Origin of the sequence: Novipirellula aureliae (assembly GCF_007860185.1) — a bacterium.
In the GTDB taxonomy this organism is placed as follows: domain Bacteria; phylum Planctomycetota; class Planctomycetia; order Pirellulales; family Pirellulaceae; genus Novipirellula_A; species Novipirellula_A aureliae.
This window is the reverse complement of the sequence record NZ_SJPY01000003.1, coordinates 317,127-330,912: the sequence shown is the minus strand read 5'-3', so window position 1 is coordinate 330,912 and position 13,786 is coordinate 317,127. Positions and strand designations below refer to the sequence as shown.

Annotated in this window: 13 protein-coding genes; 4 read left to right on the top strand and 9 right to left on the bottom strand. The window is 52.9% G+C overall.

The window, feature by feature from the left end; all coding sequences use genetic code 11:
* Window positions 1–96: 96 nt before the first annotated feature.
* Window positions 97–525 carry a type II secretion system protein GspG gene (locus Q31b_RS10555; RefSeq protein WP_231617459.1) on the bottom strand — a complete coding sequence of 143 codons (429 nt, stop codon included), beginning with the start codon at window positions 523–525 and terminating at the stop codon, window positions 97–99.
* Between the two features lie 214 nt (window positions 526–739).
* Here Q31b_RS10555 and Q31b_RS10550 point away from each other — a divergent pair, with 214 nt between their 5' ends.
* Window positions 740–1,582, top strand: coding sequence for a PPK2 family polyphosphate kinase (locus Q31b_RS10550; protein ID WP_146599649.1), 843 nt, complete (start codon window positions 740–742; stop codon window positions 1,580–1,582).
* A gap of 172 nt (window positions 1,583–1,754) precedes the next feature.
* Here Q31b_RS10550 and Q31b_RS10545 read toward each other — a convergent pair whose 3' ends face one another.
* The 3 genes from Q31b_RS10545 to Q31b_RS10535 form a co-directional block, all read right to left on the bottom strand.
* Window positions 1,755–2,723, bottom strand: a complete 969-nt coding sequence (locus Q31b_RS10545; protein ID WP_146599648.1) for a hypothetical protein — start codon at window positions 2,721–2,723, stop codon at window positions 1,755–1,757.
* Window positions 2,714–3,946 (bottom strand): HD domain-containing phosphohydrolase, encoded by a 1,233-nt coding sequence (locus Q31b_RS10540; protein WP_146599647.1) that lies wholly within the window; start codon window positions 3,944–3,946, stop codon window positions 2,714–2,716. The genes Q31b_RS10545 and Q31b_RS10540 overlap by 10 nt, the downstream gene beginning before the upstream one ends.
* A 287-nt stretch (window positions 3,947–4,233) precedes the next feature.
* A complete protein-coding gene (locus Q31b_RS10535; protein ID WP_146599646.1) occupies window positions 4,234–6,069 on the bottom strand; it encodes a hypothetical protein in 1,836 nt (611 codons plus the stop codon).
* Window positions 6,070–6,268: 199 nt separating this feature from the next.
* On the opposite strand from Q31b_RS10535, the gene Q31b_RS10530 reads away from it, so the two are divergent.
* Together Q31b_RS10530 and Q31b_RS10525 are read left to right on the top strand one after the other, a co-directional pair.
* On the top strand, window positions 6,269–8,332 hold the full coding sequence (locus tag Q31b_RS10530) for a S46 family peptidase (RefSeq protein WP_390622316.1): 2,064 nt from the start codon (window positions 6,269–6,271) through the stop codon (window positions 8,330–8,332).
* A 15-nt stretch (window positions 8,333–8,347) separates the two neighbouring features.
* Window positions 8,348–8,764, top strand: coding sequence for an ExbD/TolR family protein (locus Q31b_RS10525; RefSeq protein WP_146599645.1), 417 nt, complete (start codon window positions 8,348–8,350; stop codon window positions 8,762–8,764).
* Between the two features lie 56 nt (window positions 8,765–8,820).
* Here the strand turns inward: Q31b_RS10525 and Q31b_RS10520 are convergent, their stop codons facing one another.
* The 5 genes from Q31b_RS10520 to pgsB form a co-directional block, all read right to left on the bottom strand.
* Complete coding sequence (locus tag Q31b_RS10520) at window positions 8,821–9,360, bottom strand: hypothetical protein (RefSeq protein ID WP_146599644.1); 540 nt, start codon at window positions 9,358–9,360, stop codon at window positions 8,821–8,823.
* 19 nt (window positions 9,361–9,379) lie between these two features.
* Window positions 9,380–10,498 carry a hypothetical protein gene (locus Q31b_RS10515; protein WP_146599643.1) on the bottom strand — a complete coding sequence of 373 codons (1,119 nt, stop codon included), beginning with the start codon at window positions 10,496–10,498 and terminating at the stop codon, window positions 9,380–9,382.
* Between the two features lie 198 nt (window positions 10,499–10,696).
* Window positions 10,697–11,896, bottom strand: a complete 1,200-nt coding sequence (pgsW, locus tag Q31b_RS10510; protein ID WP_197171324.1) for a poly-gamma-glutamate system protein — start codon at window positions 11,894–11,896, stop codon at window positions 10,697–10,699.
* Complete coding sequence (gene pgsC, locus Q31b_RS10505) at window positions 11,893–12,357, bottom strand: poly-gamma-glutamate biosynthesis protein PgsC (protein ID WP_146599641.1); 465 nt, start codon at window positions 12,355–12,357, stop codon at window positions 11,893–11,895. The genes pgsW and pgsC overlap by 4 nt, the downstream gene beginning before the upstream one ends.
* A complete protein-coding gene (pgsB, locus tag Q31b_RS10500; RefSeq protein WP_146599640.1) occupies window positions 12,357–13,607 on the bottom strand; it encodes a poly-gamma-glutamate synthase PgsB in 1,251 nt (416 codons plus the stop codon). Before pgsB ends, pgsC begins: the two co-directional genes overlap by 1 nt.
* Between pgsB and Q31b_RS28130 the strand changes: the two genes are divergently transcribed.
* Window positions 13,606–13,749, top strand: a complete 144-nt coding sequence (locus tag Q31b_RS28130) for a hypothetical protein (RefSeq protein WP_197171322.1) — start codon at window positions 13,606–13,608, stop codon at window positions 13,747–13,749. The genes pgsB and Q31b_RS28130 overlap by 2 nt on opposite strands.
* Window positions 13,750–13,786: the final 37 nt, after the last annotated feature.

Here is a 13,786-nt window from a genome sequence, read left to right as displayed (position 1 = left end):
ACGGCCGACGAGGCCCGCTACCACTAAACGCAAAACCGTGCGGTCAACGGGACTCATCCGTGATCAGACGCGCGGCCCGTTGGGCACGCGGTCTCACTATGGACCGGTGACAATGATGTCATCATCGGTGTTGGCTTGGCCATCGTTTCCGCTACTGCGAATCTCGTACGTGTCACCTGTGACAGAGTATTCAAACGGATTGTTCCAAGCATCATTGGGAATGGAATCGATATACGCTCCACTCCATTTTTCCTTTTTATCCGCATCACTAGGCCCGTCACGAAGCGCTTCGAGGTTTTCGGGCAGCGAGTTCATCTTGAGTTGATACCGCTGAATCACCGGTTTCAACAGCCCAATCTGAGCCCGGGTGGCGTCTTCGTTGGCCTCTTTGGATACACCAACCAAATTACCAACCACGAATCCGCCAATCACGACCAGAATGGACAGAACTAAGAGAAGCTCAAGTAGGGTAAAACCGCTGTTCTTATGGACACGGCGAGTTCGTTTTTTAGTAGATCGAGTCATTTCCATTCTTCTTGTATTCGAAACGGATGGGGCGATGTGGGGGGCGAAATAGTAGGGGGTTGGTCGAAAAAACCGACCCCATCGTTATACTGTATACTAACCCATCAAACACTTAAAGGTTCCGATCCGTTCTACAGGGCCGCTATTTGAAAAGTCCTTCAGGATGATCGGTTCTCTCGTCTGATTTGCCCTTCAACCTCAAGATTTACTTCCTATGGACCTTCTCAAAAAGCATCTCGTGAAGCCCGGCGCTTCGATTAAATTGGCTTCGATGAAGACCGTGCCAGATGGCCCGTTTGAGGGGAAAGACGACGCTCGGAACTATTGTGAGGAGATCATTGAAAAACTTCGGGAGATGCAATACCGGCTATTTGTCGAAGCGAAACAGTCACTCTTGATCGTTTTGCAAGCTCCCGATGCAGCGGGCAAAGACGGCTTGATCCGCAAAATGCTCGGGCGAATGAACCCCCAAGGTGTGCGGACTTACCCCTTTAAGGTGCCAACCCCACTGGAAAAATCACACGACTTCCTGTGGCGAGTCCACAAGTGTACCCCCGCGACGGGGATGATTTCGGTTTTCAATCGCTCCCACTACGAAGATATCTTGGCCGTTCGCGTCGAAAAATTGGCCCCCAAGGAAGTCTGGAGCAAGCGGTATGACATGATCAACCATTTCGAGAATTTGCTGGCGGCCAATGGCACTCGCATCTTGAAATTCTATCTTCACATCAGCCCCGAGGAACAGCTCGAACGGTTCAAGGAGCGTCTCGACCGACCCGAAAAACACTGGAAGTTAAACGCCGGTGATTACGAGTCGCGTGACAAACGTCCCGCCTACCTCGAAGCGTATGAGGATGTATTCAAAGAATGTAGCCCGAAACATGCTCCGTGGTTTATTATTCCCGCCGATAAAAAATGGTACCGCGACGCGGCGGTGGGAAGCATTGTCTACGAGACCATGAAAGAGATGAGCCCGCAATTACCGCCGGTCGACGTTGACCTAGATAAAATCCGCCGCCTCTATGAACGTGAAAAAGCAGAGTTAGAAAAGACATAGGTGAGTCGTAAAGCGACGGCAGGTGTTCATCACTCCGTATTTCGCTTGGCTTTCAATACCTGTCGTCGCGATCGCGACTAAGCAAGAATGAAAACAACATAGCGCATTTGTACCTGAAAAACGAATTTTGAGCTTCTCTGGTCCCGCAACGTTGGTCGCTTCGGTGTGCTCCCTAGCGACTGCGAACCAATGCGTTTCGATCGATGTTTTGACGCTTGATAATGTCCGCAACGTCATGCAGGAATCGCTCGGCATCGACAGGATAGCCAGCGGTTGGTTTGATCGATGTTCCCGGATTCGCATGCTCTTTGAAATAGTCGTTCAAAGATCCCATGCACAATTCCCGCAGGTACTTTGCGTGCAATGACGACAGGGCGACGGGCGTGAATGAATCGCCTTTGACGGTAAACCGGATGCGAATCGTATGCAAGCCGGACGCTAATTCGTATTGACTTTCTTGCTTGGTTTCGGAGATCACACGAAGCAGTGAGCCTGCAAATTGGTGCTGTAGCGCGGCCCCGTAGTAGCGTCTGCCTCCATGTCGGTCGCAATAAACGTCGACCTCTTTCTCATTGGGGTACTGAGCAATGGCCGATGCAATCAGTTGCAACGAAGAATCCGAAAGCAGGTCGGATTTGTTCTGGCCTTTTTGAATTTCTCGGTTAAAAGTCGACGCGGTTAAAATGCGTGCTTTGACGCTGTGGAGTACGGAGCCTTTTGAACGCCACTTGGTTATCACGTCGGTCGCAGGCGTCGGATCGCATGAAAAGGAGGGCTCATGGATCGTTTGGTTTTCAAGCGGCGCGAGCCAATCGGTTTGCACGATGTTTTGATAGTCATCCGCGGCAATTTCGCGAAGCCATTGACCGACCGTGTCAAAGTTGTGGCCGCACCAGATGCTACAGATTCTGGCGATGGCCGCCAAGGTTTGCATCGAACGGCTGCCTTTGGACTGAAAGACTTTCTTCGAGTCGTCAATGACCAAATTCAGATTGCCATACTTGTTCGCCGTTCGCAGCGGTTCGAAACAATCCGATAGAACGCCGTCGAGATCGTCTGGTACCTTCCAAGCGGTCGCGGCGATTACCAGCGGTCCCAACTTCGGCCCATAGCCTGCTTCATCGACCGCGATCAATAACACAACATTAGCTCATCGACGACGTCACTAGCCCACTGGGTTCCACGACCTTCGGCGAATATTTTCAGCACCCGCTCAATCGGCATTCCATCACGGTAAGGCCGGTTGCTGGTCATGGCGTCAAAGGCGTCGGCAACCGCTAGCACTTGAGCATCACGTGGAATCGCGTCCCCCTTCAATCCGTCCGGGTATCCGCTGCCGTCCCACGATTCATGGTGATGACGTACCGCGGGCAGGATTTTTCGAAACGGACGAATTCCTTTGAGAATTTCAAAGCCGAGTACGGGATGAATTTTTATCTGTTCAAACTCGTCGTCGGTCAACTTCCCCGGTTTGCGGAGGACCGAATCTTCGACCCCAATTTTTCCGATGTCGTGAAGCACACCCGCCATCTGAATTCGCTGTAGTGACTCCTCGTCATAGCCGAGTCGGCCAGCTAATCGTACAGCCAATTCGGCGACGCGAGAACTGTGACCACAAGTGTAGGCGTCTTTGGCATCGAGGGCGGAAACGAGCGATTGAATCGTCCCCTCGAACATCAACTGCATCTCGTCGTATTGCCGTTGGTTGACCAAGTGAATGCCGAGCATCATCGAAGTCGATCGCATCAAGTCCGCTTCGGTCGTTCCAAATTCGTCCTCGTTTTGCCATCGAATGGCAATCATCCGGCCAAGCGTTTGACCGCCTCGTTCAATCGGTACCACAATTGCATTGTAGAGTTCACCATCGAGACAGAGGTGATTGGCGATCGTGATCGTTGATGACTGCGAATCTTCATGTTTGCAATCTTCCTGTTCGCGGATGCCCTGTACTCGATTGCGTTGCCGGATAGCCGCATCGACGATCCAGCGTAATCGCGACGCTTCGATTTCGTCACCATGAAGATGCAGCTCCGCAGCTCCCTGGTCGAGTTCAATTGCCTCGGCACCATAAGCGTCATCGCGATCGCCATCATCGGCAGCGTCGAGCTCGATCGCCAACGTGGTGGCCTGGATACAGCCGTGCAGTTCGGATAACAGCAAACGACAGATCGTGCTGGTTTTTTTGCCGAGATCAAGACGCTGACAGAATTCGCGAATCAGCGAAAGCTCTTCATACTTGAAGCTCAAGGCTTCCGTCAAACAGTCAACCTCTTGTTCAAGCGGTGAAGTGACGCTAGCGTTCGAACACGAATACGCCGGATCGACGTTCATCGCAGGATTCGTTAGCGTTGTGTCAAGTTGCATGAGCCTCAGAGTCCCGAAGGCGGTCAATCTTCCCGCATGCGGCTTTCCGCTATCCACTTGATAGCATGCGCAAAAAAAGGCGAGAGTGCTGAACAATACAGCACCAAGGGAGTTCGTGCCGATGGTTCTAACGAGAAACCGAGAATCGATCGCTAGGCCTTGAAGGGAGGTTCCGATCGCAGCGGTTGTAGCGAAATTTTTCGTGGCTGTGGCTTCTAGCCGCAGCTGACTGTGCAAGATGCCCCACCACGCTTTTGCCAAGCCTGAAATCAAGCGGTGGCAAAACGCTAGGCAATCGAGGAGGTTGACGTTTGGTTGGACCGTCGGGCGGCAACGAGATCGCGGAATTGGTGTCGCAGATTCTTCAGCCAAAACGCCAAGTAGAGATTTCCAATGATCGAGATTAGCAACATCCCATTGAATAGCGGCTGGGCAGCCACACGCCGCGGTTCCGGCGTGGAGCGGCCGGGCGGTACCGGTTCCGCAGACTCGCTGCCCGTTGGCTTTTCAAAACGATCCGATGCGGAACGCACTTCGCTTGTGCCGCTGAGTGGATAGTCACGATTTTGAGTGGTGGGTACCTTGACGCTCGGTGCGTAATCGTTAGGCGAGTAATTGTTTGGCGGGTAATCGCTCGGTGAGTAATCCGTCTGCGAGTATTCGGGACGGACGGATTCGGGGCGTAGCTGTTCTGGGCGTAGCTGTTCTGGGCGTTGGTTCTGCGTTACTCCCTGCGTCGTTGCTATGCGTCCATAACGATCGAGTACCCGGCCTTGGCGATCAACCGCTTGTCCCGAGGTGTTAAAAGAGTAGCCGCCGGGTGGCAGACGTGCAGCATCGCGGGCTGTTAGATCCGGATCAACGATAGGCGATGTTGGCGAATAGTTTCCAAAGCTAGGAGGCGTTTGAATTGACGGCGTGCCTGTAACGCTCAGCGTGCTGCCTTGACCTGGCTCCGGCGTAAACGATTGCCCGTAAGTGGGCGTTGAACTGGTGCTAGAACCTCGCGCGGCTTGCTCGTTTTGTTGCTGCGGATACTGCTGCTGTTGCTGCTGTGCAAGTTGTTGCTGTGCAAGTTGTTGTTGATACGCCTGCTGCCGCTCGAACTCTTGTTGACGCACCTGCGCTTGTTGTTTCAATAATTCTTGTTGCCTTTGTTGTTGAGCATAGGCGGAGGATGCCGCGCCACCGGAATTTTGGTTTGGCGGAGTATTCAAGTTTGATGGGGGATTCGTTTGCGGTACGCCGACACCGTATGGCGGTCGACCAAAGTTGGGGGTCGTTCCTAAGCCCATGCCTTCGCCACTGCGCGAAGCCGAACTGGCCTGCGATGATTGAATCGTTGCACTGTTTGCGGTTGAATTGCTGTTGGGGCTCGGATTGCCGTTGGAGTTCGGATTGCCGTTGGAGTTCGTTGATGTGTTCTTGTTCAAACCATACCAGGGGCTATTTGTGGCGGTCCCCGATGGATCGGTGGGGTCGGTCGTGGGGCCACTTGCATAAGGGGCACCTGAGTAGGGACCACCTGTGAAGGAAGGCGGTTCATTGCTTGGCGGTGTGACGTTGTCACTCGATGCCGGGTTCATCGAGGGGGCATTGGCTCGGCCATTTGCTGGTATCCCGAAGGATGATTTCATCGCATCGGCAGCTTCTCGTAACGAGGGTGGCAATCCCATCCCAGAGCCGGAGAGCGGATCGTTCACATCGGGTTTCATCATCGATGCGGTTTCGGAGTTCGTTCTCTGCTGGTTTGCAGCCATTGAGTCGGCCGAACCGATTGGGCGCAAGATAGAAGGATCACTCATCTCAGGGATCGGCACCAAATCTTGGTCGGCCGATCGGTCTGCTACGGCGTACGGCAGGGCTTGATTGTGACTCGATCTAGCGATTGTCGATGGGGTGTTTCGTGGGAGAGGGCCGTTGCCGACACGAATGACGACTCGCGAAACGTGGCCTTGGACTTCCGGGTCAATTCGGCTGCTAATTTCGCCCGATTCCTTCAACCTGTCGAGCTGGTCCTCAGGCACTTGGATGATGTATTCGACGCCGTGGTTTCCATCCGGTTGCCAACCGTAGGTGACTCCGATTGCCGCTGCTAGTATTAGCACAGGGACTCCGCCCATTGCCTCAATCCTTGATCATTTGCATTGAAAATTCGCCCCAAAACGACCTGTTTTTGCCAAGCAGGAAGGATCGACGCGTAGATAATAGCGGTGATGATAGCGATAAAACGCTAAGCAGGTAAAGAGAGGATCTTGCTAAAGTTTGATTGGCCCTCTAAAAATGGTTGCACACACAACCGTTCCCTTAGGTTCCCACCCGATGAATACCACCCGACGAACGCTTACTTGCGCAATGCTTATGTTTACTTCGATGGCCTGTTTGCCAGCAAAGGTGTCTGGCGATGAAGGCATGTACCTTTTTAATGATTTGCCAGCAAACCAGTTGAAGGAACGCTATCAATTCGAGCCTTCTGGCGATTGGGCCGATCATTTGCGACTCTCGTCGGTGCGTTTCAATAGCGGTGGATCCGGATCGTTCATCTCCAGTGACGGTTTGGTTTTGACCAATCATCATGTTGCCAGCGATACGCTGCACAAACTCAGCACCCCTGAGATGAATTTGATCGAGAACGGCTACTTAGCGAAAACGCTCGATCAAGAATTGAAGGCACCCGATTTGGAATTGAATCAGCTCGTGTCGATCGAGGACGTGACCGCCCGCGTCAAAGCGGGTGTCAAGGAAGATGCATCCGACGAAGACGCGGTGAAGCAACGACGAGCCATCATTTCAACGATTGAGAAGGAGTCGTTTGAGCAAACGGGCCTTCGAAGCGATGTCGTCACGCTTTATGGTGGTGCCAAGTATCATCTGTACTGCTATAAAAAATACACCGATGTGCGCCTCGTTTGGGCTCCTGAAACCGAGGCCGCGTTTTTTGGTGGTGACGCCGATAACTTTGAATACCCGCGTTACAATCTCGACGCGACGATCATGCGAGTCTACGAGGAGGGCAAGCCAGCAAAGCTCGAGCATTTTTTAAGCTGGAACAAGAATCCGCTTTCCGAAGGCGAGTTGGTATTCGTTAGCGGCAACCCTGGCCGAACCCAACGTATTTTTACGGTCGAGGCGTTAGAGTATCTCCGAGACGAACGGATTCCCTATGTGCTCGATTTTCTACGACGCAAGGAGATTTTGATGCAACAATTCGGGCTCGAAGGGACCGAGCAAGCACGCCGAGCTCGGGACGAATTGTTCGGTATTCAAAACGCACGTAAAGCGTATTCAGGGATGCTTGGCGGACTCCAGGATCCACAAACGATCGCCCAAAAGACCCAGCGTCAAGAAAAACTACTTGCCGAGCTGAAGAAGAACCCCGAACTTCAGCACTTGGCATCCGCTTGGACCGAGATCGAAGAAATTCAGGACGTGAAACGAGAGATGATCGATCGAAGCGTGAGCCTTCGCAGCACGCTCTTCGGTCTCGCTCTGCAAACCGTACTACTTGCGGGTGAGGACGCGAAAGCCAATGAGTTGCGATTACGCGAGTTTACCGATTCGTCGCGTGAATCGTTGATGCAAGAGCTGTTGAGCACCGCGCCAATCTATCGTGACCTGGAACTGGCAAAATTGTCGGACGAAATCTCACGACTGATTATCTCTCGCGGAGCCGATGATGAGTTGGTCCAAAAAATTCTCGATGGAAAAGCACCTCGCGAGCGCGCCGCTGCGTTGATCGAAGGCACGAATCTTGACAGCGTCGAATACCGAAAAGAGACAATCGATGGCGGCCAAGCAGCGATCGACAGTAGCGATGATGCAATGATTCGCCTCGCCCTTCTCATCGAACCCGAGTACCGTTCGGTCCGCGAACAAAACGAAGCAATCGAAGAACGCGAGCGACAAGCCTACGCTCAGGTTGCCGAGGCGATTACCGCAATGGAAGGAACCAGCGGCTATCCGGACGCAACGTTCACATTGCGGTTGGCCTTCGGTACCGTCAAAGGCTACGTCGAAGACGGAAAGATGATCAAACCAACGACAAACTTCGCGGGTGCGTTTCAGCATGCTGCATCGCACAAAGGACAAGCTGATTTCGATTTGCCGCAATCATGGATGAAGGCGAAAGATACAATTGATCTGCAAACCCAACTCAACTTTGTCTGCACCGCCGACATCATCGGTGGTAACAGCGGTTCGCCAGTGGTTGATCGCAATGGCGAATTGGTGGGGTTGATCTTCGACGGCAATATCCAAAGTCTGACGAGCGATTACTTGTACAGCGACGAACAATCCCGAGCCGTGAGTGTTTCGGGCGTCGGGATCTTGGAGGCGTTACGCTCCATCTACAACGCAGGTGAGCTTGCCGATTCGATTGGCAAATAAGGTTTCCGGCAACCGATGAAAGTTCCTAACGTCTCTCAGCGAAGCGAAGTCGGTGCCAACATGACACCGATGATTGACGTTGTTTTCTTGCTGATTATCTTCTTCCTGGTCTCAAGTCATTTGGCCAGACAGGAGAATCGGTTGGCAGTCGATCTGCCAACCGCTAGTAGCTTTTTGCCGCTCGACTACGAGCGTGATTCGCTGACGATCACGGTCGACGCGGATGCTAATTGGCGGGTCGGCGGCATTGTGATCGATGAGGCAATGCTACCAACGATCTTACAGCAACACTCCTCTCGCAGCGTTTCAGGGGCATCGGTTCGTTTGCGGACCGATGGCAAGGTTTTGTATGAACGCATTGAGCCAATCCTGCGAGAAGTTGCGCTAGCAGGCATCTCCGATGTCACCATTTCCGTTCGCGAGAAAAGGTGAAGCCGACCGAGCACTTCTGTTTAGATCACTCGGACGAAAGCCCAGCAGAAAACAGTTTATGCGGGCACGATCTCCAACAGCTCGATCGCAGGATCTCCGTTGCAATAGATTAACGCTGTCCGTCCGTAGATCGTATCACCGATCTCTCGCTGCATGAGCAAACTCAATTTGGGGCCGACTTGAACTTGCCATAACGCACACAATTCGACACGACACAATAGATTGTTCTCAATCAGGACACGACCGAGAGGCGTTTGTCTGCTCTCAATTCGTCGCCATGATTCTTCATTGAGTAAGTCAACATTCAGGCGGACCATGCCGTATAAAACGGGACGCTTTGTCTGTTGCGTCAGCAACGTGATCTCTCGCTGATACCAACATGCATCGCGTTTTGCCCGGAGGACATCGACATCCACTTTTTCGCCATGAAACGTTTCTACGGTCACCGTCATGTGACTGTGATGGTCCAGCAGTTGGTCGTAGGGTGGAGGAACCTTGTCGACCAACTGGATCTGGCCGACTTCGGATTCGTCAGATGGCCAATCATAAAATTGGTTCATCAGTTTATTGATTTCGATCGTCGGCTTGGTCGACACAGATAGATGCCTTGTTTTGTTAACGTTGTTTGGCTTTTTTTAAAGCTTCGCTCACGCGGCGTAGCACGTCTTGGTCGTCGCGGCTAAGACCTTCGACTCCGTCACGATGCAACCGTTCAAGGATAGCGTCTAACTTGCTGGCATCAACCGCCTCTTGGTGCTCTTGCGTCAACGCACGGCGAAGTTTCCGTCGCGAGATCCATGATCTTGCCTTGGAACCTATCGAATCGTGAAACGATTCTCGGCCGCTTTCGCCCGCCTCATCAATGCCAAATTCGCTCGCTTCCTCATCGGCCGTGATCGAAAACGCATTGACCAGATTCTGAACGCTTGACATTCTCGACGTTCGAACCAGCCAGATGGAAACGAGTAGCAGCAGGGGCCAACGAGGAACAAAAAGGGGGGTGTTGCTTCGCAGCATCGCGAATGCAAACAAAGCCGTAAAGACCGCAGATAGGATCAATCCCCGGTGAATCCATCTCACCTCGCTCCCCCGCTCTTTCATGCCAAGACTTAAGACGGCGGATGCCAGCAGATGGCGACCGAGCGATCTTGGCAAAGGGAACATTTGGACAGCGATTTGGATTAGAAACAACCAACCCGCTAACTCGAGCAATGCCCCGGGTGATTCCAAATCAAATCCTGGGATTGCAAAATAATGCTCCAGCTGACCGGTTCTGACGTCGGATTGTGTGACGTCGAATGGATCGAATCGATCGCGACTCCAGCGTGACGCCAACAATAGACTGCTACCGATAGCCAACATCACCGAAACGGTCATCACGCTGGTTTGCAGGGTTCGCTTTGCCGACATCTTGCCACTCGACCAGCGTGTTCCAATCAGCCCGATTTCAATAAAGTGATGATTCGCTCCCAGCCCAAGACGGTAGGCGGCCGCTTGAAAAAAACAGCCGATTGCCCAGATGACCACAGCAATGGTCGATGCAAACGCCAGGTCTTTGTTTCCCGCATTGCCCGCGAACGTAGCAACAATACCAACGACAATCCCCAGCGCGATCAAGAGCGAATAGGAAAAGTAGAGCGAGCATCCTGCCACTCGCCCCATGGGAATTGCCAAAACGGGGGGTTCGACGAGTGGGCGATGCGACCCGCCGTCATGATGCGTTGACGTTTTCAACGGAAACGACCTTCAAGATCGATTGGTAGGTGTGGATTGGAAGCCTTTCTAAGTTATACACAGATCGGACCCATTCCTGAATCATTTTTTTCTACCAATTTGTCTTCTTGCCCCATCCTCCGAGCTTGTCTCGACAGGAGAAAGCTTCACGCTATTGCGGACAAGCCCGTTGGAGGTGGCACCAAGTCGAACCGTCTATTACACCATCCACTCCACTTGCTCGGGGATACGGGGGTGGTTATGGCCTCGTAATTTTTGCACAAAGCGGAGTGACCTTTCGGGAGCGACGGTGATGGTCATTGTGATCCAACTGAGTGCAAGCACGAACGCTACCAACCAAGTTCGGTAGACCCCTTGGGAATACACATTTCCCTCGCCAACCCGCGGTAGCGTGATCGGGGCGATTGGCATTGCGTAACGCTTGGCGACCGATTTGACATTGCCAACGTTGATCAGCGGAATCCCTTTCGAGAGCATTCGTGTGGCAACGCAATCAGGAATCTCATCGCTTTCGGGCATTTCGCTGTAAAGTCCTCCTGGCCATAGCTCGTGCCCGGTCGACCCACCGATCGATGCCGATCCGCCTCCGACATTGATGTAGGCAGCATAAGTGGCACTCGACTCATTATGGTCGTAGATCACCATCCGCTCACGAATCGAATCCCGCAAAGTGTCGCCGGATAAACGCGGGACACCATTTCGGTCGCCAGCCTCAAAGAGGAGTTGCTTTGTCTGTTCCGTCATGCCGGATGCTTGGTCGTAGAGCCCGCCTCTCGATACGGCTTCGGCGCGAAAACTGAAAATCTTTGCTTCATTCAGAAGGCGTTCCATGTCGAGCCACATCATGTCGGGTGAATTGGCGCCATATTGACTCGATGCCGCCGACAACACAATGGTCGGCCTTAGCTGCATTGTCTCGCAAGCTGAATAGACTGCGATGTTTAACGCTGGCCATGAACCACTCGCACCAATCGCCACCTTGTCGCCTGGTTTCACACCGGCATCGCGTAGCCATTGGACGACAACGGCTGAAAAGTTCGGATTGATTGATGTTTGTTTCGACTCCAGTGATCCCAGTTTACTGGTTACCATCGACATCGAGGGGCCAATCAAGTGTGAAGCTTGTGGATCGAGCTTTTCGATTACCTTATGCCCTTGTTCTTTTCGAGCCGTACCGATCAAGCGAAACGCCTCGTTCGCCTTCAGCGACGCCGCCTTCAACGTCTCGCTGTGTTCGGGTGCAATCTTTCGAGGCAGCGATTCCACTAACATCATTCCAAAAAGAGAAACGAGCATCGAGAAGGTCAGCCATTTGCGTGAGATCTGCTTCGGTCTCCAGTACATCACTTGGGACGGTTGCCGCTGTGCAGCGGCTGTATTTGTGTTTTGAATGCTCATGAAAAGGTCTCCATACCAATGAGAATTAAGCATAACCGGACCATCACCGCCGCCGAAAGCATCGGCGATAAGGTTTCGATAAACCCTTGCCTTTCGAACCACAGTGCGATCAGCCCTGGGATGATAAAACCGATCATGACCATCGGCGTCATCGCTTCGGGGGCCCCCGAAACCAGCACCGCGGCGGCAATCGATCGAATTGTCATGCCAATTGCAAATCCCACCAATATGGTAATCACGACACGGCGGCGACCGAACACGATCGCATGTTGAGATATCCGGCGAACGATCCACCAAGTCATCGCCGCGGCCAAGACCGTGAAGACAACGGCGATCGGTTGATGCAGTGACAGAGCGATATAGCCGGGAACGATCATGCCTCCGACGCTGAGGCCGAGGACTTCCGTAACGACAAGGCTGACGATTAAGCCGACAGCGATTGCGATAAGTGTAGGATCCATTAAGCCGCTCCTTGGCATACGAGGTCATACGAACGATTCGATTCTTGAGCTTGTTTCTCTTGAACCACTTGGATTCGTTTGAAGTAGTCGAGCAGTTCCATGCCGGGGCCCGCGATATTGCCCATTCCCATTACCATCGACGAACGACCTGAATGTCCTTTGAGAACGTCCATCACTTTGGCTGCAGGCTGCGAATCGGCACACGTCAAACGATCTTTTGAAATCCCTTGTTGAAACGCTCGGCGAGCAAAGATTTCGGTACCCGTTCCCGACAAGACATAGTGATCCGCTGGACGCCACCGAACGCATGCGTCCGCCAATTGTAGTGAACGATCGGCACGATCTTCGCGACAATTGAACAACGCGATCCGGCGTTCGACCGATTCATAGCGGTCGACCACGGAGTTCCAACTGTGCCCCGTCGATTCCGGATCGTTCGCTGCGAAAGCGTTGACAAACGTCATGTCTTGGCCGGCATCGGCGACGTGGAACATTCGCATCACGCCTGGGTCCGCCGTTGCCGACCACATTCCCGCAAGTGCCGTTGCACGGTCGACACCCAAATCAGCACAAACCTTCAGCGATAAGGCAACGTTATCAGGATGTTCGATATGCGAGAACTTTCCCAGTTCTTCCCAAGTGACATCCGCGACGGCATCATCCAGAATCGAAACCATGTTTGAGCCTCGATTCTTCGCCGCCGCTTCGATCACCGATCGCGGCCCACACTGTTGTTCGGCGGCGTATACCGTTCCGCCAACAGGGACGGTTCCCGACAAGGCTTGGGCGACACCCATCACATTTGGTCCCATGACGTCCAAGTGGTCCGCTCGTGCGTTGGTGATCACCCCATGAGTCGACTTGACCAGCTTCAGTTCACAAATCGATTGCAGTTCGGGCTGCAAAGCCATGCACTCGACCACCAATGCGTCGCATCCGAGCTGAGCAGCAGCGCGGACGACCCGTCGTTGCTCCAAGATGTTGGCACGGGAGGGACGAAACACGGATGCTTCACTGCCATCTGGGAAAATCATTCGAGGAACGGTGCCGGTGGTTTTTGCACAAGTGCGAACACCTCCAGCGCGAAGTCCCGCTGCGATTAACCGCGTCACACTTGATTTGCCGCGTGTTCCGTTGACGTGGATCCGAATGGGAATGCGATTCAGATTTCGGGTATGCCACCAAGATTCGGCAACCCCTACGGCTGAAAGTGCGACGGCTCCGCCTGCAATACAAAGAGTACTCAGCATGACAACTCCTTTATCTGCGAATAGTTTCTTGAAAAGTCAAGTCATTCACGCTGGTGTTTCGGATTGTAAAAACTTCCAAATCGATGGAATGTTTTACAAACGCTATTGGCAACTTCGAAGTCGATCCGTAAACACACGCTGAGACGAGGAACGTGAGTCATTTTGTGAAACGGACGACG

Coding starts and splice junctions, on each gene's coding strand:
- Q31b_RS10550 (WP_146599649.1), top strand. CDS start 740: ATGGACCTTCTCAAAAAGCATCTCGTGAAGCCCGGCGCTTCGATTAAA.
- Q31b_RS10525 (WP_146599645.1), top strand. CDS start 8,348: ATGAAAGTTCCTAACGTCTCTCAGCGAAGCGAAGTCGGTGCCAACATG.
- Q31b_RS10530 (WP_390622316.1), top strand. CDS start 6,269: ATGAATACCACCCGACGAACGCTTACTTGCGCAATGCTTATGTTTACT.
- pgsC (WP_146599641.1), bottom strand. CDS start 12,357: ATGGATCCTACACTTATCGCAATCGCTGTCGGCTTAATCGTCAGCCTT.
- pgsB (WP_146599640.1), bottom strand. CDS start 13,607: ATGCTGAGTACTCTTTGTATTGCAGGCGGAGCCGTCGCACTTTCAGCC.
- pgsW (WP_197171324.1), bottom strand. CDS start 11,896: ATGAGCATTCAAAACACAAATACAGCCGCTGCACAGCGGCAACCGTCC.
- Q31b_RS10535 (WP_146599646.1), bottom strand. CDS start 6,069: ATGGGCGGAGTCCCTGTGCTAATACTAGCAGCGGCAATCGGAGTCACC.
- Q31b_RS10555 (WP_231617459.1), bottom strand. CDS start 525: ATGACTCGATCTACTAAAAAACGAACTCGCCGTGTCCATAAGAACAGC.
- Q31b_RS10540 (WP_146599647.1), bottom strand. CDS start 3,946: ATGCAACTTGACACAACGCTAACGAATCCTGCGATGAACGTCGATCCG.
- Q31b_RS28130 (WP_197171322.1), top strand. CDS start 13,606: ATGACAACTCCTTTATCTGCGAATAGTTTCTTGAAAAGTCAAGTCATT.